At 56.8% G+C, this 22,876-nt stretch carries 22 protein-coding genes and 1 pseudogene; 9 read left to right on the forward strand and 14 right to left on the reverse strand.

The features are described from left to right. The 9 genes from DZE2538_RS00720 (at position 1) to DZE2538_RS00760 (ending at position 9,543) form a co-directional block, all read left to right on the forward strand. Positions 1-741: an ABC transporter ATP-binding protein gene (locus DZE2538_RS00720; RefSeq protein ID WP_019844131.1), complete on the forward strand. Its 741-nt coding sequence runs from the start codon at positions 1-3 to the stop codon at positions 739-741. Next, positions 738-2,249 carry a serine hydrolase domain-containing protein gene (locus DZE2538_RS00725; RefSeq protein WP_038915341.1) on the forward strand — a complete coding sequence of 504 codons (1,512 nt, stop codon included), beginning with the start codon at positions 738-740 and terminating at the stop codon, positions 2,247-2,249. The genes DZE2538_RS00720 and DZE2538_RS00725 overlap by 4 nt, the downstream gene beginning before the upstream one ends. Before the next feature lie 400 nt (positions 2,250-2,649). Then, positions 2,650-3,135 (forward strand): hypothetical protein, encoded by a 486-nt coding sequence (locus tag DZE2538_RS00730; protein ID WP_236616986.1) that lies wholly within the window; start codon positions 2,650-2,652, stop codon positions 3,133-3,135. A 127-nt stretch (positions 3,136-3,262) separates the two neighbouring features. Then, the gene (locus tag DZE2538_RS00735) at positions 3,263-4,027 is read left to right on the forward strand and encodes a hypothetical protein (protein WP_038915343.1); all 765 of its coding nucleotides are present in this window, start codon (positions 3,263-3,265) and stop codon (positions 4,025-4,027) included. 18 nt (positions 4,028-4,045) lie between these two features. Further along, positions 4,046-4,810, forward strand: coding sequence for a hypothetical protein (locus DZE2538_RS00740; RefSeq protein ID WP_038915344.1), 765 nt, complete (start codon positions 4,046-4,048; stop codon positions 4,808-4,810). Between the two features lie 89 nt (positions 4,811-4,899). After that, entirely contained in the window at positions 4,900-5,604 is a 705-nt protein-coding gene (locus DZE2538_RS00745) for an ABC transporter ATP-binding protein (protein WP_038915346.1), read from the forward strand. After that, positions 5,597-6,817: an ABC transporter permease gene (locus DZE2538_RS00750; RefSeq protein WP_038915347.1), complete on the forward strand. Its 1,221-nt coding sequence runs from the start codon at positions 5,597-5,599 to the stop codon at positions 6,815-6,817. Before DZE2538_RS00745 ends, DZE2538_RS00750 begins: the two co-directional genes overlap by 8 nt. Further along, positions 6,810-8,288 (forward strand): TolC family protein, encoded by a 1,479-nt coding sequence (locus tag DZE2538_RS00755; protein ID WP_038915348.1) that lies wholly within the window; start codon positions 6,810-6,812, stop codon positions 8,286-8,288. Before DZE2538_RS00750 ends, DZE2538_RS00755 begins: the two co-directional genes overlap by 8 nt. After that, positions 8,281-9,543, forward strand: coding sequence for an HlyD family secretion protein (locus DZE2538_RS00760; protein WP_038915349.1), 1,263 nt, complete (start codon positions 8,281-8,283; stop codon positions 9,541-9,543). The genes DZE2538_RS00755 and DZE2538_RS00760 overlap by 8 nt, the downstream gene beginning before the upstream one ends. A 112-nt stretch (positions 9,544-9,655) precedes the next feature. On the opposite strand, the gene DZE2538_RS00765 is transcribed toward DZE2538_RS00760, so the two are convergent. The 14 genes and pseudogenes from DZE2538_RS00765 to DZE2538_RS00830 form a co-directional block, all read right to left on the reverse strand. Then, positions 9,656-9,961, reverse strand: coding sequence for a DUF2645 family protein (locus tag DZE2538_RS00765; protein ID WP_038915351.1), 306 nt, complete (start codon positions 9,959-9,961; stop codon positions 9,656-9,658). A 1-nt stretch (position 9,962) separates the two neighbouring features. After that, on the reverse strand, positions 9,963-10,667 hold the full coding sequence (locus DZE2538_RS00770) for a hypothetical protein (protein WP_038915352.1): 705 nt from the start codon (positions 10,665-10,667) through the stop codon (positions 9,963-9,965). 9 nt (positions 10,668-10,676) lie between these two features. Further along, positions 10,677-11,156 (reverse strand): Hcp family type VI secretion system effector, encoded by a 480-nt coding sequence (locus DZE2538_RS00775; RefSeq protein ID WP_038915353.1) that lies wholly within the window; start codon positions 11,154-11,156, stop codon positions 10,677-10,679. 244 nt (positions 11,157-11,400) lie between these two features. Continuing rightward, positions 11,401-12,365: pseudogene (locus DZE2538_RS00780) on the reverse strand (isoaspartyl peptidase/L-asparaginase family protein). A gap of 29 nt (positions 12,366-12,394) precedes the next feature. Further along, positions 12,395-13,216: a M55 family metallopeptidase gene (locus tag DZE2538_RS00785; protein WP_012882885.1), complete on the reverse strand. Its 822-nt coding sequence runs from the start codon at positions 13,214-13,216 to the stop codon at positions 12,395-12,397. A gap of 31 nt (positions 13,217-13,247) precedes the next feature. After that, entirely contained in the window at positions 13,248-14,303 is a 1,056-nt protein-coding gene (locus DZE2538_RS00790; protein ID WP_038915354.1) for a DmpA family aminopeptidase, read from the reverse strand. Positions 14,304-14,314: 11 nt separating this feature from the next. Beyond that, positions 14,315-15,217 carry an ABC transporter permease subunit gene (locus DZE2538_RS00795; RefSeq protein WP_012882887.1) on the reverse strand — a complete coding sequence of 301 codons (903 nt, stop codon included), beginning with the start codon at positions 15,215-15,217 and terminating at the stop codon, positions 14,315-14,317. An 8-nt stretch (positions 15,218-15,225) separates the two neighbouring features. Then, a complete protein-coding gene (locus tag DZE2538_RS00800; protein WP_019844125.1) occupies positions 15,226-16,146 on the reverse strand; it encodes an ABC transporter permease in 921 nt (306 codons plus the stop codon). 17 nt (positions 16,147-16,163) lie between these two features. Further along, the gene (locus tag DZE2538_RS00805; protein ID WP_023638633.1) at positions 16,164-17,723 is read right to left on the reverse strand and encodes a glutathione ABC transporter substrate-binding protein; all 1,560 of its coding nucleotides are present in this window, start codon (positions 17,721-17,723) and stop codon (positions 16,164-16,166) included. Positions 17,724-17,938: 215 nt separating this feature from the next. Continuing rightward, complete coding sequence (locus DZE2538_RS00810) at positions 17,939-19,831, reverse strand: ABC transporter ATP-binding protein (protein ID WP_019844123.1); 1,893 nt, start codon at positions 19,829-19,831, stop codon at positions 17,939-17,941. Between the two features lie 20 nt (positions 19,832-19,851). Beyond that, on the reverse strand, positions 19,852-20,817 hold the full coding sequence (gene dgcA, locus DZE2538_RS00815) for an N-acetyl-D-Glu racemase DgcA (RefSeq protein ID WP_038912841.1): 966 nt from the start codon (positions 20,815-20,817) through the stop codon (positions 19,852-19,854). A gap of 4 nt (positions 20,818-20,821) precedes the next feature. Next, a complete protein-coding gene (dgcN, locus tag DZE2538_RS00820; protein WP_038915356.1) occupies positions 20,822-21,829 on the reverse strand; it encodes an N-acetyltransferase DgcN in 1,008 nt (335 codons plus the stop codon). Positions 21,830-22,080: 251 nt separating this feature from the next. Continuing rightward, positions 22,081-22,413, reverse strand: a complete 333-nt coding sequence (locus DZE2538_RS00825) for a DUF202 domain-containing protein (protein WP_038915357.1) — start codon at positions 22,411-22,413, stop codon at positions 22,081-22,083. Positions 22,414-22,418: 5 nt separating this feature from the next. Next, complete coding sequence (locus DZE2538_RS00830; protein ID WP_019844120.1) at positions 22,419-22,820, reverse strand: YidH family protein; 402 nt, start codon at positions 22,818-22,820, stop codon at positions 22,419-22,421. Between the last annotated feature and the right edge of the window lie 56 nt (positions 22,821-22,876).

Genomic DNA, 22,876 nt, shown 5'->3' on the forward strand with positions numbered 1-22,876 from the left:
ATGATTAACGTAGAAAACCTGCGCATTGCCTTCGGTAACCTCGAGGTGGTGAAAGGGGTGTCCTTCGCGCTGGAGAGTGGCGACAGTTTCGGTATGGTGGGCGAAAGCGGTTCCGGCAAATCCACCATTTTACGTGCGCTGGCCGGGCTCAATACCCACTGGCAAGGGCGCATCGAGTTTGGCGGCATGGCGCAATTAGCCCGACGGGATCGCAGCTTTTTTCGGCAGGTGCAGATGGTGTTTCAGGATCCGTATGGATCACTGCATCCACGTCAGACTATCGATCGTATTTTGCATGAGCCGCTGCTGGTGCACCGCTTCGATCGTGCCGAACAGCGCATTACCCGTGCGCTGGAGGAAGTCGGCCTGCCTGCCGCGGCGCGTTTTCGTTTTCCCCATCAGCTTTCTGGTGGCCAGCGCCAGCGGGTGGCGATTGCCCGCGCACTGATCGCCGAGCCGGAAGTGCTATTGCTGGATGAACCGACCTCAGCGCTGGATGTCTCGGTGCAGGCGGAAATCCTCAACCTGCTGACAGACCTGCGTCAGGCGCGTAGGCTGACCTATATCATGGTCAGCCACAATCTGGCGGTGGTGTCGCATCTGTGCCAGCGCGTCGGTGTGATGCAGCATGGCGAAATGGTGGAACAGCTCAGTGTGGAAGACTTGCGGGCGCGTAACCTGCATCACCCCCACACGGCGGAACTGTACGATTTAAGCATGACGCTGGAGGAACCGGCATGACATTACACTGGCAGCGCGCCATTGATGAAGCGCAGGCGATCACACAATCCTGGCATCAACCCGGTGAGCCGGGCGGTGCTATCACGTTATTCGACGGCGAACAGATCCGGGCTGCCTGTTGCGGTGGGCTGGCGGATTTGGCGCAGAACACCCCGTTTACCACCCAGAGCGTGGTGCGTTTCGCCTCGGTCACCAAGCACCTGTTTGCCTCACTGGTGACGGGAGCAGCCAGTCAGGCTCTGGCGCTGACGGACCGTCTTGAGAGGCATCTGCCGCAACTGACCGGCGAAAACGGTCAGGTGACGGTCGGGCAGGCGCTGGATATGACATCCGGCCTGCCGGATGTGCGCGAAAGCCTGTCGCTGCTGGGGTTATCGGTGTACAACGCCACCTCGGCTGACAGCTTGCTGGCGTTTCTGGCGGAGAACGGCGAGCTGAATTACCCGGCGGGCAGCGAGATCTCCTATACCAACACCGGCTACCGGCTGGTGGAAGAAGCGTTGAAAGCCAAGGGCATTTATTTTGCCGACCTGCTGCGCCAGCACATCAACCAGCCGTTGGGGATTGCCCTCAGCGCGCCGGAAACCTGGTTTGATATCGTCCCCGGGCTGGTGCCGGGCTACTGGCGAGCGCCGCAGGGCTGGCAGTTATCCTGTGCCGGGTTGCATCTGTCCACCTCGGGTTGCGTCACCGGCAGCGTGCACGACCTGACCGTCTGGCTACAAGCGTTGCTAATGAATCAGGGGCCGGGTGAGGGCGTGCTGGCACGGTTGTCCCAGCCGCGCTACCTGCGTGATGGCTGCGTGACTGGCTACGGGCTCGGTGTGGCGCACAGCTGCATTGGGTCGGCACAACTGGTAGGGCACGGCGGCTCTCACGCCGGTTACAAGAGTTACTTCCTGCTCGACCCCTTATCACAGGCGGGGGTAGCGCTGGTCGCTAACCGCGAAGATGTCGCCACCTACGACAGTGTGCTGCGGGTGATGTCGGCGCTGCTGGGTCAGCCGCTGCCCACGCGCGGTCATGACCTGACGCCGGGGCTGTATGTTGCAGATCAGGGCGGGCACTGGCTGGAGGTGAAAGGACCAGGTGCCTGCTGGTTGGGGGCGACGGAAACCTTGTACCGTAGCGAAGAGCCCGGCGTGGCGGCGTCATTGTCCAGCCATCTGCCGATGAGATTACGGCAGGACGGCATGGCGATAGCCGGAGAAATCGGCCACGCACCGTGCCGTTTTTGGCCGGTGGAAGCTGACGATAGCGTGGCGCGGCTGCAAGGCCGCTGGTACTGGCCGGACACCCGTAGCGAACTGGTGATCGACGGTGACCGTATCGTGATGGGGCTCGGTCCGGCGGCGATCGCCGGTTCTCTGCAACCGCTCGGCAACGGCCGTGCACTGGCGACTGTGCAAGACGGGCCGTGGGAAAAACGGTTCTCGTTGTTGATACAAGATGGCTACCTGACATTGTTACTGAATCGCAGTCGGGTGGTGCGGTATCAGCGTGGGTGACAGCAGTCACACGACCCATCGTTATCATTAGCGGAATCGCTAACTCATAAATAATTTTAAAGTTTCCAGTGTTCTGGCCGTTAACCTCTTCAGTGTTTTATTGCTGATGACGTAGAGCCTATCCCAGTAGGCGTTATTGGCGTAGCCAGTTTGGACACGGACAGCGCGGAGAACCCGCAGCGTACACGGAGTACGTGAGGAGTTCGAGCACTGCCCAGGGCCAAAATGGCAAGTGAAATAGCCCTAATGGGATAGGCTCTTAAAGGGACTTTGCGTGAGCTGGGGTGTTCTTCACGGAAGGCAAGGGCTGCAAAGTGACCGGGAGAGGATTTACAGCACCTGCTGTAGACCGGACAGAGCAGGCGTGAGTGCCGCTCTGTGACAGAAATAATGTCAACACATGGAAACTATTAATATGTTAAGCAAAAAAAATATCCTGGGTGCCGCAATGACGGCGGTAATGATGTCTGCAGCTGGGGCTGCGTATGCTGGGCCAGCAGTAACTATTACGTTTAAGAATTTGGGCAATGAAACTGCAACTTACAAGCCGATCACCAACAACGAGATCAGCACCAATGCTATTGCCAGTCCGAAACCTTTATCCCAGATCGCTGCTCAAGACCTAAATGTATATCGCGTACAGAATACAATCAGCCCTGACGCTAATGCCGCTGTGGTGCGCTACACCATCGGTGGAAAGACCTGCGTATTTAGCACCACCTTTATCAACACCATCGTGCCGGGCAGCGCGTTAACTGGCAAGATTCTGAAGTCACCGAAGTGGACCAAAAATGCCGAGGCGAGTGGTGGGGCGGTATGTAACGCTACCATTACTTCTCAAAATTTCTCCACTTATGCGTGGAGCGTTGAGTTCACGATGAAGTAATCCCCATCTGGTGTTGCCTTTCTCCCCTTCCGAGGGCTGTAGTGGAGAGGGGCAACCCTATCCTGCCGATAATATCAAGCCAGGAGCCTGATGAAACGACACCTTGCGTTATTAACAGGAGCAGATTATGACCAATATTAACACCCTGAATTCTTCCTCTGCCTATAGTGAGGCGGCGTCGCTGACGCGTTCATCAGCAGCGGCACAGCCTGCTACCGTCAGCACCGTGACAGACACCGCGCAGGTAACCGGTAGCGGTGGTGTGCAACTCTCCGGCATGGCGCGGTTACTGAGTGAGGCGGCGACGCGTGCCGCCGCTCGCGATGCCAGCACGGACCGTAGTGGGCTGAAGGCGATAGCGAATGCGACTATCGAAAAACTGCTGGGGCCCGGTTATAACCAGAACAAGGCTGCCTATGATGCCGAAGTGCCGGACTCAACGGACCCGCAGCGGCTGGCGCAGGCTACACAGGCGACTGATTTTTTGAACGGTAAAGGGACGAACCCGTTCAAGGGGATGTCGCGCGACCAACTGGCGCTGATCACCTACGACGACAGCGGCGCATTTACCGTCAATGAGCGCCGGGCTGCCTGGAAAGAAGCGTATGATCAGGAAGAGGCCTGGAGTGAAGCAATGGTTGCAAAAATGAATGAGGAAGACGCACGCAAAGGCCGGGTATCTTCCAGCACCTATCAGTCGATTCTGGATCACTACCAGTCGCTGCCAGCGATAGAAGAAGCGCAGTTGCCGGATGGTTACGCGTCGCAACTGATGACGCAGATCCAGCAAGGTGGCAGTGATGATGCCCTGACCCGCCAGCAGGAGGCGCTGCGCCCGTTACTGAATGCCCTGACGCTGCGGGCAGAGCAGGCGCAAGCAGTCCAGTCCTGACAGGCGATAAGAACAACGATGGCTAACATCAATACCCTGAATTCTTCCTCTGCCTATAGTGAGGCAGCGTCGCTGACGCGTTCATCAACAGCGGCACAGCCTGCGACAGCCAGCACCGTGACAGACGCCGCGCAGGCAACCGGTAGCGGCGGTGTGCAACTCTCCGGCATGGCGCGGTTACTGAGTGAGGCGGCGACACGTGCCGCCGCTCGCGATGCCAGCACGGACCGTAGTGGGCTGAAGGCGATAGCGGATGCGACTATCGAAAAACTGCTGGGGCCCGGTTATAACCAGAACAAGGCAGCGTATGATGCCGAAGTACCGGACTCAACGGACCCGCAGCGGCTGGCACAAGCCACACAGGCGACCGATTTTTTGAACGGTAAAGGGACGAACCCGTTCAAGGGGATGTCACGCGACCAACTGGCGCTGATCACCTACGACGACAGCGGCGCATTTACCGTCAATGAGCGCCGGGCTGCCTGGGAAGAGTCGTATAGTCAGGAAAAAGCCTGGAACGAAGCAATGTTTGCCAAAGTGAAAGAGGAATACGATCGCACAGGGCGAGTGTCGGCCAGTAGTTACAGGTCAATGCTGGATCACTACCAGTCGTTGCCAGCGATAGAAGAAGCGCAGTTGCCGGATGGTTACGCGTCGCAACTGATGACGCAGATCCAGCAAGGCGGCAGTGATGATGCCCTGACCCGCCAGCAGGAGGCGCTGCGCCCGTTACTGAATGCCCTGACGCTGCGGGCCGAGCAGGCGCAGACCACATCCAGATGACAAGGGTTGAGGATAGCGCTGAATGGGTCACCTATCTGAAGGAATAGTGCAGAGTCACGCACGATAAAAACAAAAGGATAAAGGACAGGATGCCTGAGACTGGCATAACGGATGCGCTTTGTTTAGAACACATTACTTATGCCTATGCGGCACAAACATCAGCGGTGCGACCGGTACTGCATGATGTCTCATTGTCCATCCCTAAAGGGCAGTCCTGCGCGATTGTTGGTGCATCGGGGTCGGGTAAAAGCACCTTATTGAATATCGCTGGTTTGCTGGATAGACCCACTTCCGGCCGCCTGTGGCTGGCAGGTTATGACATGACGCAGGCGAGCGCCGACGAGCGGGCTGTGATGCGTAATCAGGCCATCGGCTTTGTGTTTCAGAGCTTCAACCTGCTGCCCCGGCTGGATATTTTGGACAACGTGGCATTGCCACTGTGTTACCGGGGCATACCCTCCCATTCAGCCAGGCAAAGAGCCCGGCACCAACTGGTGCGCGTCGGGTTGGCTGACCATCTTCATCATCGCCCTGCCAGCCTGTCAGGTGGGCAACGTCAGCGAGTTGCTATTGCCCGTGCGCTAGTGGGGGAACCGGCCCTGCTGTTGGCGGATGAACCTACTGGTAATCTCGATAGCGAAACCGCACGCGACATTATCGATTTGCTACTTACCCTTAATCGTGATCAGGCGGTGACGCTGGTAATCGTGACTCACGATAGGGAGATTGCCGGGCGCATGCAGCGGTGCATTCAGGTTCAGGATGGCCGGGTATGGGAGCGGTCTCATGCGTGAGATGGTGCCTGTGGCTTACGGGCCTTCACTGCGCCAGCGATTAATAGAACCGCTTGAGAGCCTGCGGATGCTGGGACGCCGTGCGGTGCTGGCGTTGTTAGGGATTGCTATGGGGTGTGGAGCTGTGGTGGCGTTGATCAATGTTGGCCATAACGCCGAGGCACAGGCGATGTCGGTATTCAGGAATATGGGCAGCGATCTGCTAGTGGCGAATATCCAGTTACCAGCCGGTAATCAGACACGACGCTACACACCGGAAATACTGGACATCGCCGCGCTGTATCAGGTGATACCCGATATCCTGGGGGCCTCTGCGCTGACGATGACGTCGGTTGAAGCCCGCGTGCAAGGGCGCTCCTTCAATACGGTGGTGGTCGGGGTCAATCCTGCCCTGGCACGGGTGTTGGACTTACAAACGGCGCAAGGTCGTTTTCTGAGTCAGTATGATGCTCGCAGTACTTACGCCGTGTTTGGCGCTCATATCGCGGCTGAACTGCTCGCGAAAGGTATTTCCGTCACGCCCGGTGAGAGAGTGCAATTGGGCGATTATCTGTTTCAGGTGGTGGGAATCCTGCAACCCCGGGAGCAGAATCCGATGGTGGTGGTGTCGGTTGATGACAGCATTTTAGTGCCGGGAGAGAGTATGCGTCGTCTGGTTCCCTCGCCGCAAATCAATATGTTACTGGCCCGTAGCCATAGTAGCGATACGCTGGAACGCATCGCACCGCAACTACACGACTGGCTGCTGAGCGCACTGCCGGGTCGTCAGATAGAAGTACAAATACCACAACAATTATTATCGGGTATTGCGCAACAGTCGCGCATGTTTTCCTGGTTGCTGGCAGGTTTGGGGGGGATTTCTCTGCTGGCGGGCGGCGTTGGCGTGATGAACGTGATGCTGATGAATGTCTCGGAGCGTCGGCGTGAGATTGGTGTGCGTGTGGCGCTGGGGGCGCGTTCCCGTGATATTGCCAGCCTGTTTCTGCTAGAGGCCATCGCACTGGCGGTGGTGGGCGCGTTGGTGGGGGCTGTCGGCGGCATTGGTGCCGCCTGGTTATTTGTGATGGTTTCCGACTGGGCGAGCTTTGCGCTTTCCCCCCTCTCGTTGCCATTGGGAATAGGCAGTTCGGTGCTCACCGGCCTGTTTTTTGGTCTCAATCCGGCGTTGTCAGCGGCGCGCCTCCAACCGGTACAGGCGTTACGCGATGAATAAGGTGCTGTTCTGCTTGTGGTTACTCATGTTGTTCGGTGCGTGTGCCAGGGCGGATACGCGACTGACCCCCTCTCAGCCGACACGTTCCGGCGCGTCTTCACCGGCCACCGACCGTGTGTCGCTCAATGAACAGACCATTGATCTGACACTCAGCGATGCCATCTATCTGGGATTACGCGATAACCGGGCTATCCGCAGTGCTTATCTGTACCGGGTGGCTCAAAAGTTCGATCTGCGTGTGGCTGAAGATCGTTTTACACCCAAGCTGGTGCTCAGCAGTAGCTATTTGTCGACCAGAAACCAGTCGGATCGCTATCGCCAGGGTAACCTGACGCCGACGTCAACCTTGCTCACACCTTATGGTACGCGTGTGAGTCTGGGGTGGGCTTACCGACGTACTGACGCGAATGTGGCGGGTGTGTCGCGTAATGACGGGGTAAATTTTTCAGTTATCCAGCCACTACTGCGCGGTGCAGGAAAAGATGTCGCAACCGCACCGGTACGGCAGGCCCGGTTGGCTGAACAGATGAACCGGCTCAGCCTGAAATCTACGGTTTCACAGACCATTACCCAGATAATCACCGCCTATCGTGAGTTACTGCGTGCGCAGGAGCAGGTACAGATTGCGCGGGACGCGCTGGCGCGGGCCAGACAATTGGTTGAGGTTAACCGCGCCATGATAGCCGCTGGTCGTATGGCCGAGTTCGAGATAGTACAAACCGAGGCTGAAGTCGCCAATCAGGAACTGGGTTATGAAGATGCCCGTAATCAATTGGATACGACACGTCTGGCGCTGCTGCAATTGCTGGCTTTGAATCTGGATACGCCGATTGTAGCGACGGAGGCCATGCAGGCATCGCGCGTTGACGTGAATGCTGCGCAGGCGCTGGGCCAGGCCGAGTCATTGCAACCGGCTTATCTCAGCCATCTGATTGCCAGCGAGCAGGCGCAAATCAATCTGACGGTCGCGCGTAATGACCAGTTGTGGGACGTATCGCTGGTCGGTGGGACTAACCAGGTTAATGACCGAAACACGCAGAGCGGTAATGCGCGTACCTGGGAAAACTATGTTGGCGTTCAGGTGGATATTCCAATCGGCGATCTGAGCCGTCGGCAAGCCGAAGTGCAGGCGCAAGTCGGGGTGCGCGATCAGGCGCTGCAACTGGCTGAAGCCCGCCAGCAGCTTGAGCGTGATGTGACCAATGCGGTTCGGGATATTGGTGTGCGATGGCGACAGTTTGAAATAGCACAGCGTGCCCGTGATTTATCGCGTCGCAAGCTGGACATTGAGCGGGAAAAACTCGCGGTCGGCCGCTCCAGTAACTTTCAGGTGCTGAGTTTTGAAAACGATCTGCGCAACGCGGAAAATGCGCGGCTTAATGCCCTGATAGGTTACATGAATGCTCAGGCGGTATTGGATGAGGCATTAGGGACTACGCTGGAAAGTTGGGATATCGCGCTGAATGATTAATATCAAGACACGAAAACAACGTTTCCTGGCGCTGGGCACGGTCGCATTGGTTCTGCTGGTCGCCGGGCTGTCTTTCCGACATGCTGATACCGGGGCTGCCGATAGCGTACCAGCGCAATGGGTGCGTATTGAACCGCAGCGTCTGGAAAATCAGCTTGGTCTGGTTGGGCAAATTCAGGCAGCGACCAGGATAACGCTGGCGGCCCCCTTTGAAGGTGTTGTCCGTGAGGTGCGGGTACGAGAAGGCCAGTCGGTTGTCAGGGATCAAATCCTGCTTTCCCTCGATCCTGCCTTGCTTGAAATCCAGATGCGTCAGGCTCAGGCCGATGTCCTCAAGGCTCAGCGTGAGGTACAGCAATACCGTCAATGGGAAAAAGGGGCTGAGGTTTCTCGTGCACGGCGCGCTGTCGCAAATGCCAGACAGGAATTGAGCAATACCGAAGCCAGTTTACGCGATACACAAACGCTGTTTGCGCGCGGTATTGTGGCGCGAATGGAAGTGGATGCGCTCACGCAACAAGTACGCACGCAGCGTCAGGAACTACTTGCGGCACAGGAAGAATTTGCCACGGTGTTAGCGCGCGGGCAGGGTGAGGAACGTAAGATTGGCGAGATGGAGTTGCTCAATGCACAGGCGCGTTATCAGGCACTGGAAGTGATGTACGCGCACCGGGATATTACCGCACCGGTCACGGGTTTTATTGTCCGGCCCACCACACCGGAAAACAGCCGACCGGTGATGGTGCAGCCCGGTGTTCAGGTGGCGCAGGGAACGCCGCTACTGACGCTGATTGGACAGGATCGTTTCCAGGTACTCGCGCGCGTTGAGGAAACCGACTTGCACTTGTTGCAGGAAGGCATGCCGGTACAAATCACCGGGGACGGTTTTGCTGGTCAGGAACTGGTCGGGCACATAGCTTCTATCGCCGTTCAGGGTAGCGAAACGGATGTGCAGAGCGCTGGCGCGCGCTACGACATCGTGGTCTCGGTCGATAGCGCATTGTCGGACTTTACGCCCCCCATTCGCCTCGGGATGAGTGCGCGGCTGGCGGTTATCTTGTATCGCACTGAGCAGGGCATGGCCGTTGCGCCAGAGGCGATACAGACTGATGAGCATGGTCAGCCCTACGTGTTTTACCGGCCGACACCGGATGCACCGGTTTCCAGAGTCCTTGTCACACCCGGTCGGTCTGTGGTTCAAGGGGTGGAAGTACAAGGTCTGCAAGCCGGTTACGTTCAGGTGTTTTCCCGATAAATCCCCACTACGATATGTTTGTTACTTTCCTGCTACTCGAATTATTTTTGATATAGTGAATTTTGATTGGGGATTTATAATTATCTTTCATTGTCTCTATATGGATTTTCATCTAACAGATGTTCAATCTGATAAAGAAACGCCATAGCCAGTATAAAAATAAAAAAGAAATGAATATTATAGTGCTTGTTTTTTTAAATCGCTCTTTAAAGAGAATGATAAAAAATGGAAGTATAAGAAGAAAAAATGAAATCGGTGCAGTAACATCACGTATATCATCAGTTACAAATGTTTTAAATGCCACGCAGGCGTTGAAAACCTCTTTTCCATCAATGTAGGATTCCTCCTTAAATAAAGAGAATAAATGTAACAACGAAATAAAAAAGATAAAAATAAAAAATTTTACCTGGATTCGCATGTCATCTTCCTCTCAGTATTTTATTGATGGATTCTTTTCTCTCAACTATCTTTCTGCCGTAAGAGCTGTATTCTCGTTGTGGTGAGCCAATGGGTGACGACAGTGAGTTGATAAAGTCTTCTTTTTTTCTCTCAATGCCTCTATTATACCTTGAACCAGCTAAAATAACTTGTTCATCAGTTAGTGAGCCGGTGTCAGCTATATCAGGATAGTCATGTAGGATGAGTGTTTTGATGTGTTTAGCAACGATTCTTATATTAAAACTATCTGATAATAAACAATTAGACAGTTGCAACTGCTGTCTTGATGTTAATGTTGCAGGGTTTATACCAATAGTTTCTGCTGCAGCTCTTAGCTGAATAGCGAGCGAACCTACTGACGTAGCATTTGAAGATGTATTGTTGCCGTTGAAATTGTCATTAATCATTTGCCTGATTTGCAATACACCATAGGCTTTAAATCGTTCTGGTGTGCCACCCACTTCTGCCAAGGCGATACCAGCTAATAAAAATGCTGGTATGTTTTCTTCATGCGCATATTGTATAATTCTTTCTCTGTTATAAGTCACATAAGCCGTTTTATAAGCCCATAAGTAGTATTTTCCGGTAATAAGTCTAGGGTTATCTGGTAGTTGCCATCTGATGACGTCGAATCCATTAAATTTTGGAAAGCCGAGCTCGTCTACATCACAGAATTGATTTTTCATATTATTCCCTTAGAAACTACTCTCTCCCCATATACTGTATCCTGATGTTCTGGCAATGTGGTGGCTCCACTGAATATCAGAGTATTTTATACTTATGAGCTCTTCAGGTTGGTTATCAGCATGATTTATAGCGTGGGGATAGATAACGCTTAGTTTAACAATAAAGGCTTTATTTATTTTTATTGAATAGTAAAGTTCAACTCCGCCGGTTTCTGATGTTCTATAAAATTTAAAGTGCAACGAGAGTTCCTCATTTTCTGTTATCGCTACACCAAGTAATGGGGATGATTTATCAATGAGTTTTGTGAACGAAACAGGCATATGATTGATATTCATCGCCCTTGTCATGTCGTGCTCAAATGATAGGACAAATATTTCATCGCCATGTGCTTTCTGGTATTTATTACCTATTGATTCAAATGTAGAACATCCGGAAGAAATTAAACCTTGGTTTTTTCCTTCGATCGTTAAATAGATTAAATTAGCCATAGTTTATCAACGCTCCTTGTTGTTAATTAGCGCACTTAACCATATTTATATCCTTTTGTCTAAATGTTTTTTATTTATGATATGGGTGTAAATATTGGCAGTAGGGTAATTTGAAAAGAAAAACGTGTTGGCTCTGCCACTCGTTAACAATCAGCGCGGGTGAGGTTGATGGATTGATCTATTGGTACCAGAAAGGAATACGGGTTTTCCTTTCTGGTGTGCGACTTCCTTCGCCGACGGGTGTTTAATCCCGATAAATCCCCACTACGGCGTCCTCGCCGACATAACCGTATCCACGGTACATGCCTTCGCTGTTGAACGGCAGTGCGATATTGCCTTGATGATCAACGGCGATAAGCCCGCCGCTACCGCCCAGCGCCAGCACTTTTTCCATCACGACTTTATCGGCGGCTTGCGACAGCGGCAGGTTGGCATATTCCATCAGTGCGGAGACATCATAGGCGGCGACGGTACGCATGAACACCTCGCCGGTGCCAGTGCAGGAGACCGCGACGGTGCGGTTGTTGGCGTAGCAGCCAGCGCCGATGATCGGTGAGTCGCCGACACGTCCGGCGCGTTTGTTGGTCATGCCGCCGGTGGACGTAGCGGCTGCCAGATTCCCGGCGGCGTCCAGCGCAACGGCTCCCACCGTACCGAATTTGCGATCCGGATCGAGCGGATCGGCGCCCTGCTGTGTTTGTCGTTCGCCGTCGTGATCCAGCAGGATCTTGTCATTGCCTGCCTGCGCTTTTAGCAACTGCTGATAGCGTTCGTCGGTGGAGAAAAATCTGGCTCGACCATCTCCAGCCCTTGCTCACGGGCGAAGGTTTCTGCGCCTTCTGCCGTGAACATTACGTGCGGGCTGCGTTCCAGCACGGTGCGAACAGCCAGAATCGGGTTGCGGATATGGTTAACCCCGGCAATGGCACCCGCGTCCAGCGAGCGGCCATCCATAATACTGGCATCCAGTTCGTGGGTGCCACGGTGGGTAAATACGGCACCTTTGCCAGCATTGAACAACGGGCACTCTTCCAGCAGACGTACGGCTTCGGTGACCGCATCCAGCGCGCTGCCGTTGGCCGCCAGAATCTCCTGTCCACGGGTGACAATCGCCTGCAACGCGGCGCGATAGCGCTGTTCTTTTTCACTGTCCATCGCCGTGCGGCTCAGCGCGCCTGCGCCGCCATGAATCACAATGACCGGTTTCATCTTGGATGTACTTCCTTATGTTCAGGGCATTAATTCTGCGTGGTTGCCAGATAGGAAAAGGCACCCAGCAAGCTGACGATCGGCGCGATGGTGGGTGACTGGTAACCCACGGTGATGGCATCTTTGCGAACAACGCCGGGGATCAGGCAGAACAGGTCTGCCAGTACTGGTTTGGCGACCATCAGTTCCAGCTCATACGGTGGCTGCAAACGGGTGGTGGTTTCTTTATGCGCTTTTTGCACTGCCTGGGTTGCTGCCAGCCGGATAGCGTTGCGGGCGGCCTCCGGGCTGAGCGATTCTGCCGCGGTCTGGGAAATGGCGCGTTTCACGCAGGCATAATCGGCCGCCGGGTAGTAGCGGTTGATCCAGCTTTGCAGTGTGTCGTCACCGCTAACCAGCCACAACGGGGTGTTCAGTTCAGCACCTGCCGCTGCGTAGATGTCGCTTTCGCCCATCACTTCACCGTTAATACGCACCCGATAAAATGCCCGGCCGTTAATGGTGTGCGCCAATACGCCGTGCTCACCGGCGGCACTGTGGTAGCCGATGAACATCAAACCATCGAATTGCTGCTGTTGCAGCCCTTCCACCATCGACAAACCGCGTGGTTTGCCCTGCACCAAACGGGCGCGCGGGTCGATGTTTTCAGCGCGCAGGTTGGTCATGGCGGCATGACTGTCGGCCACGACCACCTCGCTGGCACCACCGGCGAACGCGCCTTCGATGGCGGCGTTCACTTCCTGTTCCATCAACCCGCGTGCTATCTGGTGTTCCGGTGTGCCGGGGCTACACTGTTCCGGTCGCATCACACCCGCGATGCCTTCGATATCCGCAGAAATAAATACTTTCATGTCAGCGTCCTTATCGCCTGTGCTCAGGCGGTTATGCGAAATCTTGTGCCAGACGGTCCAGTACCTGTGTCAGGGCCGGGCGATGGTGGCCGCGAAAACCGGTGACGGCTTCGGCGTGTAACAATGCATCCAGCACCGCGTGTTCGGTGGCGTCGGCCGCGGCATTCAGTAACGGCTCCAGTTGCGCGTCTTCCGGTGGTCGCGGTGTGGGTTGGGTGGAAAAGGCCACCGCGATATCGCCGGAGCCATGCCCCCAATAGCTGCCGAGGCGGCCGAGCCCGGCCCCCGCACGGCGGGCGATGCGGGTCAACTGACGGGCATCAAGTGCGGCGTCAGTCGCCATAATAATGATGATGGAACCGGCATCCTGCTGCGGCGTCAGCTCTGGCAGCAACGGCGCAATGGCGTCGCCGACCTGCACGCCGCCCAGCGTCAGGGCGGGCAGTGTGCCGAAATTGGCCAGCACCAGTACCCCGAGGGTGGCGTCCAGTTCCGCAATCTGCCGCGAGGCGGTGCCGATGCCGCCTTTGAGCGCGAAGCAGCTCATGCCGCGACCGGCACCCACGCTGCCACGAGCGAAATCCACCGTGGCGCTATCCAACGCGGCGCGCGCCATCGCTTCGGTGACGGCCAGCGCCTGAATATCATTGAGCCAGCCGTCGTTGCACTCTAGCGCCAGTGGATTGACGGTCGGCAAACGGCGGCCCAGTTCGGGATTACGGGCAATCGCGTCGCGTACCAGCGTCGTGAAGAGTGTGCCGACTGACAGGGTGTTGCTGAGCAGGATGGGGGTTTGTAATTGCCCCAGTTCTTCAATCTGCACCAGCCCTACCGGTTTGGCGAAACCGTTGAGCACAGCCGCCCCGCAGGGCAGCGGCTGTATAAACAGGTTATCGCTGTTTGGCACAATGGCGGTCACGCCGGTCTGAATCTCGCCTTCGGCCAGCGTAGCATGGCCGACCCGCACGCCGGGCACGTCGCTCAGGCGATTATGCGGGCCGCAGGGCAGGCGCGGTGTGCCGAGTTGTCGCTCTGTCCGCCAGCGTTGCAGCAGCGGTAACAGTTGCGCCTGTTGATAAGGTGTCATGATCGGTTTGCTCAGCTTTTCAGTTTCGGGTCCAGCGTATCGCGCAGCGCATCGCCCAGCAGGTTAAAGGCCAGCACGGTGCAGAAAATCGCTAAACCGGGGAAGACGCTGACGTGCCACTGGCCTGCCATCATCATGCTGCGGCTCATCGCCAGAATGTTGCCCCATTCAGGCACGTCCGGTTCCGGCCCCAGGCCGATGAAACTCAGCCCGGCAGCGGTCAGAATACTGGTGCCGATACGCATGGTGAAATAGACAATCACGTTCGGCAAGGTACCCGGCAGAATATGGCGTAACAGGATGACTCGGTCCGGCGCACCAGCGCAGCGGACGGCTTCAACGTAGGCCGCCTGTTTGAGTGAGAGCGTGGAGGCGCGCACAATGCGGGCGAACACCGGTACGCTGAATACCGCTACCGCGATAATCACGTTATTCAGGCCAGGGCCGAGGATTGCCACCACGGCAATCGCCAGCAACATGCCGGGGAACGCGAATAATACGTCGCAGCCGCGCATGATCAGCATGTCGATAGTGCGGCCATAGTAGCCCGCCAGCAAGCCGAGGGCGATGCCTACCACCATACCCAGCGTGACGGAGACGATGCCGATGTACAGCGAAATGCGTGCGCCGTATATGATGCGGCTCATCACATCGCGGCCCAGATCGTCGGTGCCCATCCAGTGGCTGGCGGAAGGCGATGCGCCGAGCGCCATCCAGTCTGGCTCCATCGGGTTCCAGGGCGCCAGCCAGGGGGCGAACACCGCCACCAGCACCAGCAGTAACACAAAACCGCCGGAGGCCAGCGCCATCGGGTTGCGGATGAACGCATGCAGAAAATCGCGCCACGGTGAACGAATCGTACTGTCGTTCAGGGCGGAGGAGGGTGCCACGATCGGTTCTTGAGAGGTGTTCATCGCAGCTCCTAACGCAGACGAATGGCTGGGTTCACCACTGCGTACAGCAGGTCGACCAGCAGGTTGATCAGGATAAATTCAAATACGAACAGCATCACCAGTGCCTGAATCACCGGCTGATCCTGGCTCTTGATGGATTCAATCAACAGCCAGCCGAGCCCCGGCCAGTTGAACACGCTTTCCACCACAATCGAACCACCCAGCAGAAAGCCGAACTGCAACCCGAGCATGGTGATAACCGGGATCAGCGCGTTACGCATCACGTGTTTCCAGACAATCAATCGCTGGCGCAGCCCTTTGGCGCGGGCGGTGCGCACGTAGTCTTCCTGCATGACTTCCAGAAACGCCGAGCGGGTAAAGCGCGCCATCACCGCTGCGACCGACGCGCCCAGCGTCAGCGCGGGCAGAATAATGTCGGTCGGTTTGTTGAAACCGCTGACCGAGAAAAGGCCGAACGGCATAGCGACAAACTGAATTAACAACAGGCCGAGCCAGAACGGCGGCATCGAAATGCCACCTACGGCCAGACTCATCAGTGACCAGTCCTGCCATTTGCCGCGTTTAAGCGCGGCAAATACGCCGATCAGCAGGCCAAGGATCACCGACCAGGCGAAACCGGCCAGCGCCAGCCATAGCGTCGGCAGAAAACTTTTCTTGATGACACTCAGCACCGGCTGCTGGGTACGGTAGGTGACGCCAAGGTCACCGTGTACCAACCCGGTCAGCCAGTGGAGATACTGCTGCGGCAGCGGATCGTTCAACCCCAAATGCTCACGGGCGGCTTCCACCGCCTCAATGGGCGCGTCGGGGCCGGCATAGATCCGTGCCGGGTCACCCGGTAACAGCTTGATGAAACCGAACACCAACAGGGAGATCACCAGCAAAACCGGGATCATTTCCAGCAAACGTCGGACGATATAAGCAAACATGGTGATCCCCTGTGCGATTACTTGAACTCAGCCTGATCGAAAATCAGAGAACCGTCCGCCAGCATGTAAACGCCAGACAGATTTTTCACTTTACCGACCAGGTTGTCCGGTACACCCAGGAACACCACCGGCGCGTCTTTCCAGATCAGTTTCTGGGCATCGGCATACGCGGCAGCACGTTTGCTGTTATCTGAGGTAGCCAGACCGGCGACGATCGCTTTGTCCACATCCGGGTTACTGTAGTAAGACACGTTATAGGCTTTCGGTACCCAGGATTCTGTCGCGAACAGCGGACGCAGCGCCCAGTCGGCATCGCCGGTAGACGGTGACCAGCCACCGTAGTACAAGTCGAATTCAGCCTGTTTCGGGTCTTTCACGCCGAACAGTTTTTCGTTGCGGGTACCGGAGTCCATCGGGGTCACGGTGACTTTGATACCGACCTGCTCAAGCTGCTGTTTGAAGAACTGCGCACTGCGCACAGCGGAGGTGGCGTTGCTGACCCACAGTTTCAGTTCCAGCCCGTTTTCGTAACCGGCTTCTTTCAACAGCTCCTTGGCTTTCGCGGGGCTGTAGGTATAGTTCGGCTCGCTCTGGCTGGAGAAGAACTGCACGCGCGGTGCCATGGCAGAGGCAGCAGGCAGGCCCATACCGGCGAAACCCACTCTCAGCCACATAGTCCGGTTGATGGCAAAGTTCAGCGCCTGGCGTACCCGCACGTCACTCAACGGCCCGTGTTGGGTATTGATGGCCATGTAGTACAGATAGATGCTGGGGTCACGCTGGATAGCCAGCTTGGTGTCATCTTCAACGGTTTTCACCAGGTCGGACGGCAGCGGGTAGATAGCGTCAGACTGGCCGGATTTCAAGGCGGCGACGCGGGTGGCGTCTTCCGGCGACGGGTAGAAAGTCACGTTATCCACTTTCGGCCAGCCTTTCTGCCAGTAGTTGTCGTACTTGGTCAGTTTGACGTCTTTGCCCTGCTGCCATTCGACAAACTTGAACGGACCGGTACCGACCGGGTGTACGCGCAACTGGGTTTCATCCGGGTACTGTTGTAACGCGGCCGGGCTGTGCATCACCGCAGACGGGTGCGCCAGGGTGTTGATAAACGCACCGAAGGATTTATTCAGCTCGATTTTGACCTGTGTCGGCGATACGACCGTCACGCTCTTGATCATATTAAACAGGCTGTTGCGCTTGAGCCCTTTGCTCTGGTCGGCCAGACGGTCAAGGTTGGCTTTTACTGCATCGGCGTTGAACGGCGTGCCGTCCTGGAAGGTGACGCCTTCGCGCAGCGTGATGGTGTATTCGGTCGCATCGGCGTTGCCGGTGTAACTGGTTGCCAGCTGCGGCACCAGTTTCATCTGGTCGTCGAACTGGAACAGACGTTCAAAGATCCCGCTCTGGATGGAGTAGCTCAGCGTATCCGAGGTGTCGTGCGGATCCAGCCCGGTGATGTCAGCGTACATGGAAATGCGCAGATCCTGAGCCTGGGCGGCAGCGGCGGCTAAACACAATGACAGCCCCAGTGCGACAGCGGAACGACGTGAAGTTACTGCGGGTAGTAACGATTTCATGGTGTCTCCTGTAAATGGTGTGAGTTGCTGGTTGTTGTGCTGCTTTCTATTATTGTTTGTTTTTATTACTGTTTAATTTTCACCGTGGTCAGTACGTTGCCGACGCGGTGACTGCCCTTGGGCAGTTAGGGTGTCCCTGGTGTTGGACGGTGCTACGGTTTACTACTGACGAGCCATAATGTCTTACGGTCAATAACGTCTTACGGTCAATAACGTCAGGCCCCTGTTGATGGCGACCCGAACCCGGCTTCGCTGACCCAATGGTGCGGGGCGACTTCGCGGTAGCGGGCTTTTTCCACCACCTCGTTTGCCTTACGCAACGGCGAGGGAATTTCGCTGTCGTCCAGTTCACGGGTATAGCGACGGTCAGGGTCGGCGATCGGTACCGAGGCCAGCAGACGCCGGGTATACGGATGCTGCGGGTTGTTGAACACCGACTGACGCGGGCCGATTTCCACTATTTGACCGAGGTACATCACGGCCACGCGGTTGGCGATGCGTTCCACCACCGCCATGTCATGGGAGATGAAAATCCATGACACGCCGGTCTTCTGCTGTAAGTCCATCATCAGGTTGACCACCTGTGCCTGAATCGACACATCGAGCGCCGACACGGCCTCGTCAGCAATGATCACCTGAGGGTGCAGCGCCATCGCTCGGGCGATAGCAATACGTTGACGCTGGCCGCCGGAAAATTCGTGCGGATAGCGCTGTGCGTGTTCCGGTTGCAGGCCGACGCTTTTCAGTAGCGCCTGCACCTGCGGGGTAGCCTCTTCCAGCGACTTCACCAGTCCGTGCAGCAGCAGCGGCTCGGCAATGGTGAAACCTACCGTCAGACGGGGGTTGAGCGAGGCGTAAGGATCCTGAAACACCATCTGCATTTTGCGGCGCAGCGGCTGGAAGTCGCGGTCGCGTAAACCGGCAATCTCCTGACCGTCGAACAACAGGCTATCTGTCTGGCTTTCCACCAGACGTAGCAGCGCCCGCCCGGTGGTGGATTTGCCACAGCCAGACTCGCCGACAATCGCCAGCGTTTCCCCCGGCCAGACGGCGAAATCAATTTGCTCTACCGCATGTACCCGGTGGGTGACGGAAGAGAAAATGCCGCTGCGGATGGGGTAGTACACTTTCAGGCCACGAATATCGAGCAACGGCGGAGCGTCATAACGCGCGGTCATGTGATCCGGTTCCGCTGTCGCGTTTTGCTGCCCTAGCAGCGGGAAGCGCCTGGGCCAGGCGCTGTCGCGCATATCGCCCAGCCGTGGCACCGCTGCCAGCAGTGCTTTGGTGTAGTCGTGCTGCGGACGATTGAAAATATCCTCGACCCGACCTTGTTCCACCACCTCACCGCGATACATGACTACTACGCGGTCCGCGATTTCCGCCACCACGCCCATGTCGTGGGTAATGAACAACACCGACATGTTGCTCTGGCGTTGCAGGTTGCGCAGGATTTGCAGGATGCGTGCCTGTACCGTCACATCCAGCGCTGTAGTGGGCTCGTCGGCGATCAGTAACTGCGGGTCGCAGACCAGTGCCTGGGCTATCATCACCCGCTGGCGCATCCCGCCGGACAGCGAATGCGGATAGCTGTTCATCACTCGGTCGATATCCGCGATCCGCACTTTGCGCAGCAGTTCGCGTGCTTTGCTATCGGCGCTGGCCGCGTCGCACATGTTGTGGTCCAGCAAGGCCTCGGTGAGTTGATCACCCACTTTCAGCACCGGGTTGAGGGAGGTCATCGGCTCCTGAAAGATCATCGCCATATCACGACCGCGCAGGCGGCGACGGGCATCGTCCTTCAGGGTCAGCAGGTCATGGCGGCGACCGGTGCTATCGGTAAAGCGAATGCCGCCACGTTCAATACGGGCGGACGCGGCCAGCAGCCCCATGACCGTCAGCGAGGTGACGGATTTGCCGGAGCCGCTTTCGCCGACCACGGCGACCACTTCCCCTTTGTTGAGGCTGAAGGATACGCCCTTGAGCGCCAAATGCGTGCCGGAGCGGCCGCTGAAGCTAACGCTCAGGTCGTCTATCTCCAGCACCGGCTGCGGTGTCGGGGCAGACGCCGTCGCAGCAGGGATTGCGGTTAGGGTGGTATCCGTCATCGTCACTCCGGTAGGTTCTGTCACAGCCAGATGCGGCCAAGGTTATACGTCAGGTAAGGCGAGCTGTCGGCGGCCAGCCAAATCGGGCCATCCAGATCCACGTGTTCGGCCGCCAGCGCCACTGGCAGAGCGGCTTCCATCGCCAGCGAGGAGCCGAGCATGCAGCCAACCATGATGCGCAGGTCGTGCTGACGAGCTTGTGCCACCATCGCCAGTGCTTCGGTCAGCCCGCCGCATTTGTCCAGCTTGATGTTGATCATCTCGTAGCGGTCGCACAGCGCGGCGATGTCGCCCCGGTGGTGGCAGCTTTCATCGGCGCATACCGCGATCGCGTGTTTAAACGTCGCCAGCGCGCTGTCCTGCCCGGCAGGTAACGGTTGCTCGACCATCGCGATGCGATGTGCGGCTAACTGGCGCAGCAATGATTCCAAATCCAACCCGCTCCAGGCTTCATTGGCATCGACAATCAACGTGACATTGGGAGCCGCCTGGCGGATTGCCGCCACTTTTTCCAGAATCTGATCCCGGTCGAGCTTGATCTTCAATAGCAACGCGCCGCGCGACACCGCGTCTTTGGCGGCGTTCGCCATGTTTTCCAGCGTGTCGAGGCTCAGGGTCTCAGCGGTAATGATCGACTGCGGCGGCGCGATGGCGAGGTGCTGCCACAGCGTTTGTCGGGCAAGCGCGGCGTTCAGTCGCCACAGGGCGCAGTCCAGGGCGTTGCGCGCCGATCCCGGCGGCAACGACTGTTGCAGTGCTTCCAGACTGATACCGTTTTCCACTGCCTGACGCACGGTTTCCAACTGGCGGGTGACGCTGTCAGCCGTTTCCTGATAGTGCGCGGTGGGCGTGCATTCCCCCCGGCCGATGAAGCCGCGCTCTTCCAGCGTGACCCGCACCACGGTAACGGCGGTACGGGTACCGCGCGAGATGGCGAACGGGCGGGCCAGCGGCAGCTCTACGGTTTCAATTTGCATCTGTCGCATCGGGTTATCCCTGGGTTTTCAGCAGCGTCGCAATGTCATCAATACCGAAACGGATCGGGTCGGTGGCAGGAACACCGAAGCGTTCGCTCAGGCCGCGGCAGTACTCACGCGCTTCCTGTTCGCCATAGTTGGAGGTGTTGATGGCGAAACCCGCTAACTGCACCTCCGGGTTGGTCACACGGGCAGCGCGCAGGCAGGCATCCACACACTCATCCAGTTCCACCATCGGTTGATGCGGCAGGTGGCGCATGTGCGGGCGACCCATTTCGTGGCACATCACCAGCCAGTGCGGCTGGGCACCGTGGATAAGACCGGTGGTCACTCCAGCGTAGGACGGATGAAACAGCGACCCCTGGCCTTCAACGATATCCCAGTGGTCATCGTCATTGGCAGGAGACAACGCTTCTGCTGCACCAGCGATAAAATCGGCGATCACAGCGTCAATGGCGATACCGTCGCCAGCTACCAGCACCCCGGTTTGACCGGTGGCACGGAAATCCGCCTTCATCCCCTGTGCACGCATGGCGGCTTCCAGCGCCAGCGAGGTGTACATTTTGCCAACCGAGCAGTCGGTACCGACGGTCAGTACGCGTTTACCGCTGCGTTTCTTACCACTGCCGACGGTTAATTCCGGGCGCATGTGACGAATATCGAACAGCGCTACCTGATGCTGCTCTGCCAGCGCCTGTAAACCAGGGACATCAATCAGCCGTTGATGCAGGCCATTGGCAACATTCATACCGGCCTCGATGGCGGTACGCACGGTGTCCAGCCAGTATGGCGGCAGAAAGCCACCGGCGTTGGCGGTACCCAGTACCAGCGTTTTAGCGCCACGCGCCACCGCGGTGGGGATATCCAGATCATCGAGCCCCAGTGACACCGTGCTGCCCGGCAGGCGTAACTGGCCTACACACTGTTCGGGGCGCCAGGTGTGAATACCGCGTGCCGTTTTCACCGCCAGCGGGTCGGTCACATCGCCAAGAAAAAGCAGGTAAGGTTGTGGAATCAGCATGATGTCTTATCCGTGGTTGCATAGTGATGACATGAGAGAAGATGTCTAAGACTATTCCACGATGCTTTTTTTCTGACGAATGCTTGTTTATGGGTAGGGTATAACCTGATGTTATGGAGTTGTTTTTAATTAGTTATTTGTTATTTAATGATTTTTTATTGCAAATACTCGCAGGGTATACCGACGGGTTATGCCAAAACAGGCAGATCAAAATCTTTTGTATTGACGATAAACCCGTTGAGGGATTGTGTTTAGCTGGTCGTGAACCCCACCAACAGGCTCAATGCCGTGACCAGCACCATAAGTACCAGCAGTTGCATCATTCGCATGGATTGCCGGGTACAAGGGTGACTATAGCGCTGTAGCGCGCGCAATCGCAGACGCGACCAGATATACGTGACCAACGCCATCACCAGCAGGAACAACCCGGTAGCGAGCATCAGCGGCTGGGTGGTGATCGAACCGGCTTTGAGCAGTAAAAGGCTGTTGATCAGCAGCACAAAGGCGGTACGCGACCAGGCAAGCCGCGTGCGTTCCGGTTGCAGGCCAGGGTCGCGCGGCGGGGTATCGGCAGGTGTGGTCATGGCGGTTACATCAGCAGGATAATCAGCGCCAGTGCAACCGACGTCAGGCTCACGACGCTGGCGACGACGACGAGCAGACGGGTATACGGCAGCGCTTGCCCGGCACGCATCGCCCGCTCGTTATCGGCCCAGCGTTGGTAAGCCATCCACGCCAGCAGCGCCGCTGCCAGCGCCAGAAAGGCTGACATACCGGCTCGGATGGTGGGTGACCCCAGCGTGGGGGCAAACTGGTCAATGGCGATGGCACCGGCCAGAAACGCCAGCGCGGTACGAATCCAGGCCAGAAAGGTGCGCTCGTTAGCCAGCGAAAAGCGATAATCCGGCGTGGTTCCCTGTTGCTGCCAGGGAATTTTCTTGCCTGACGGCGTGGGTGAAGGTGGTGAAGAGACGGAGTCACTCATGAACATCAGCAGCCTGCGGATAAATAATGCCGGTATTCTACATGGCTTACTGATGGCTCTCC

This window comes from Dickeya zeae NCPPB 2538 (assembly GCF_000406165.1).
Classification (GTDB): Bacteria; Pseudomonadota; Gammaproteobacteria; order Enterobacterales; family Enterobacteriaceae; genus Dickeya; species Dickeya zeae.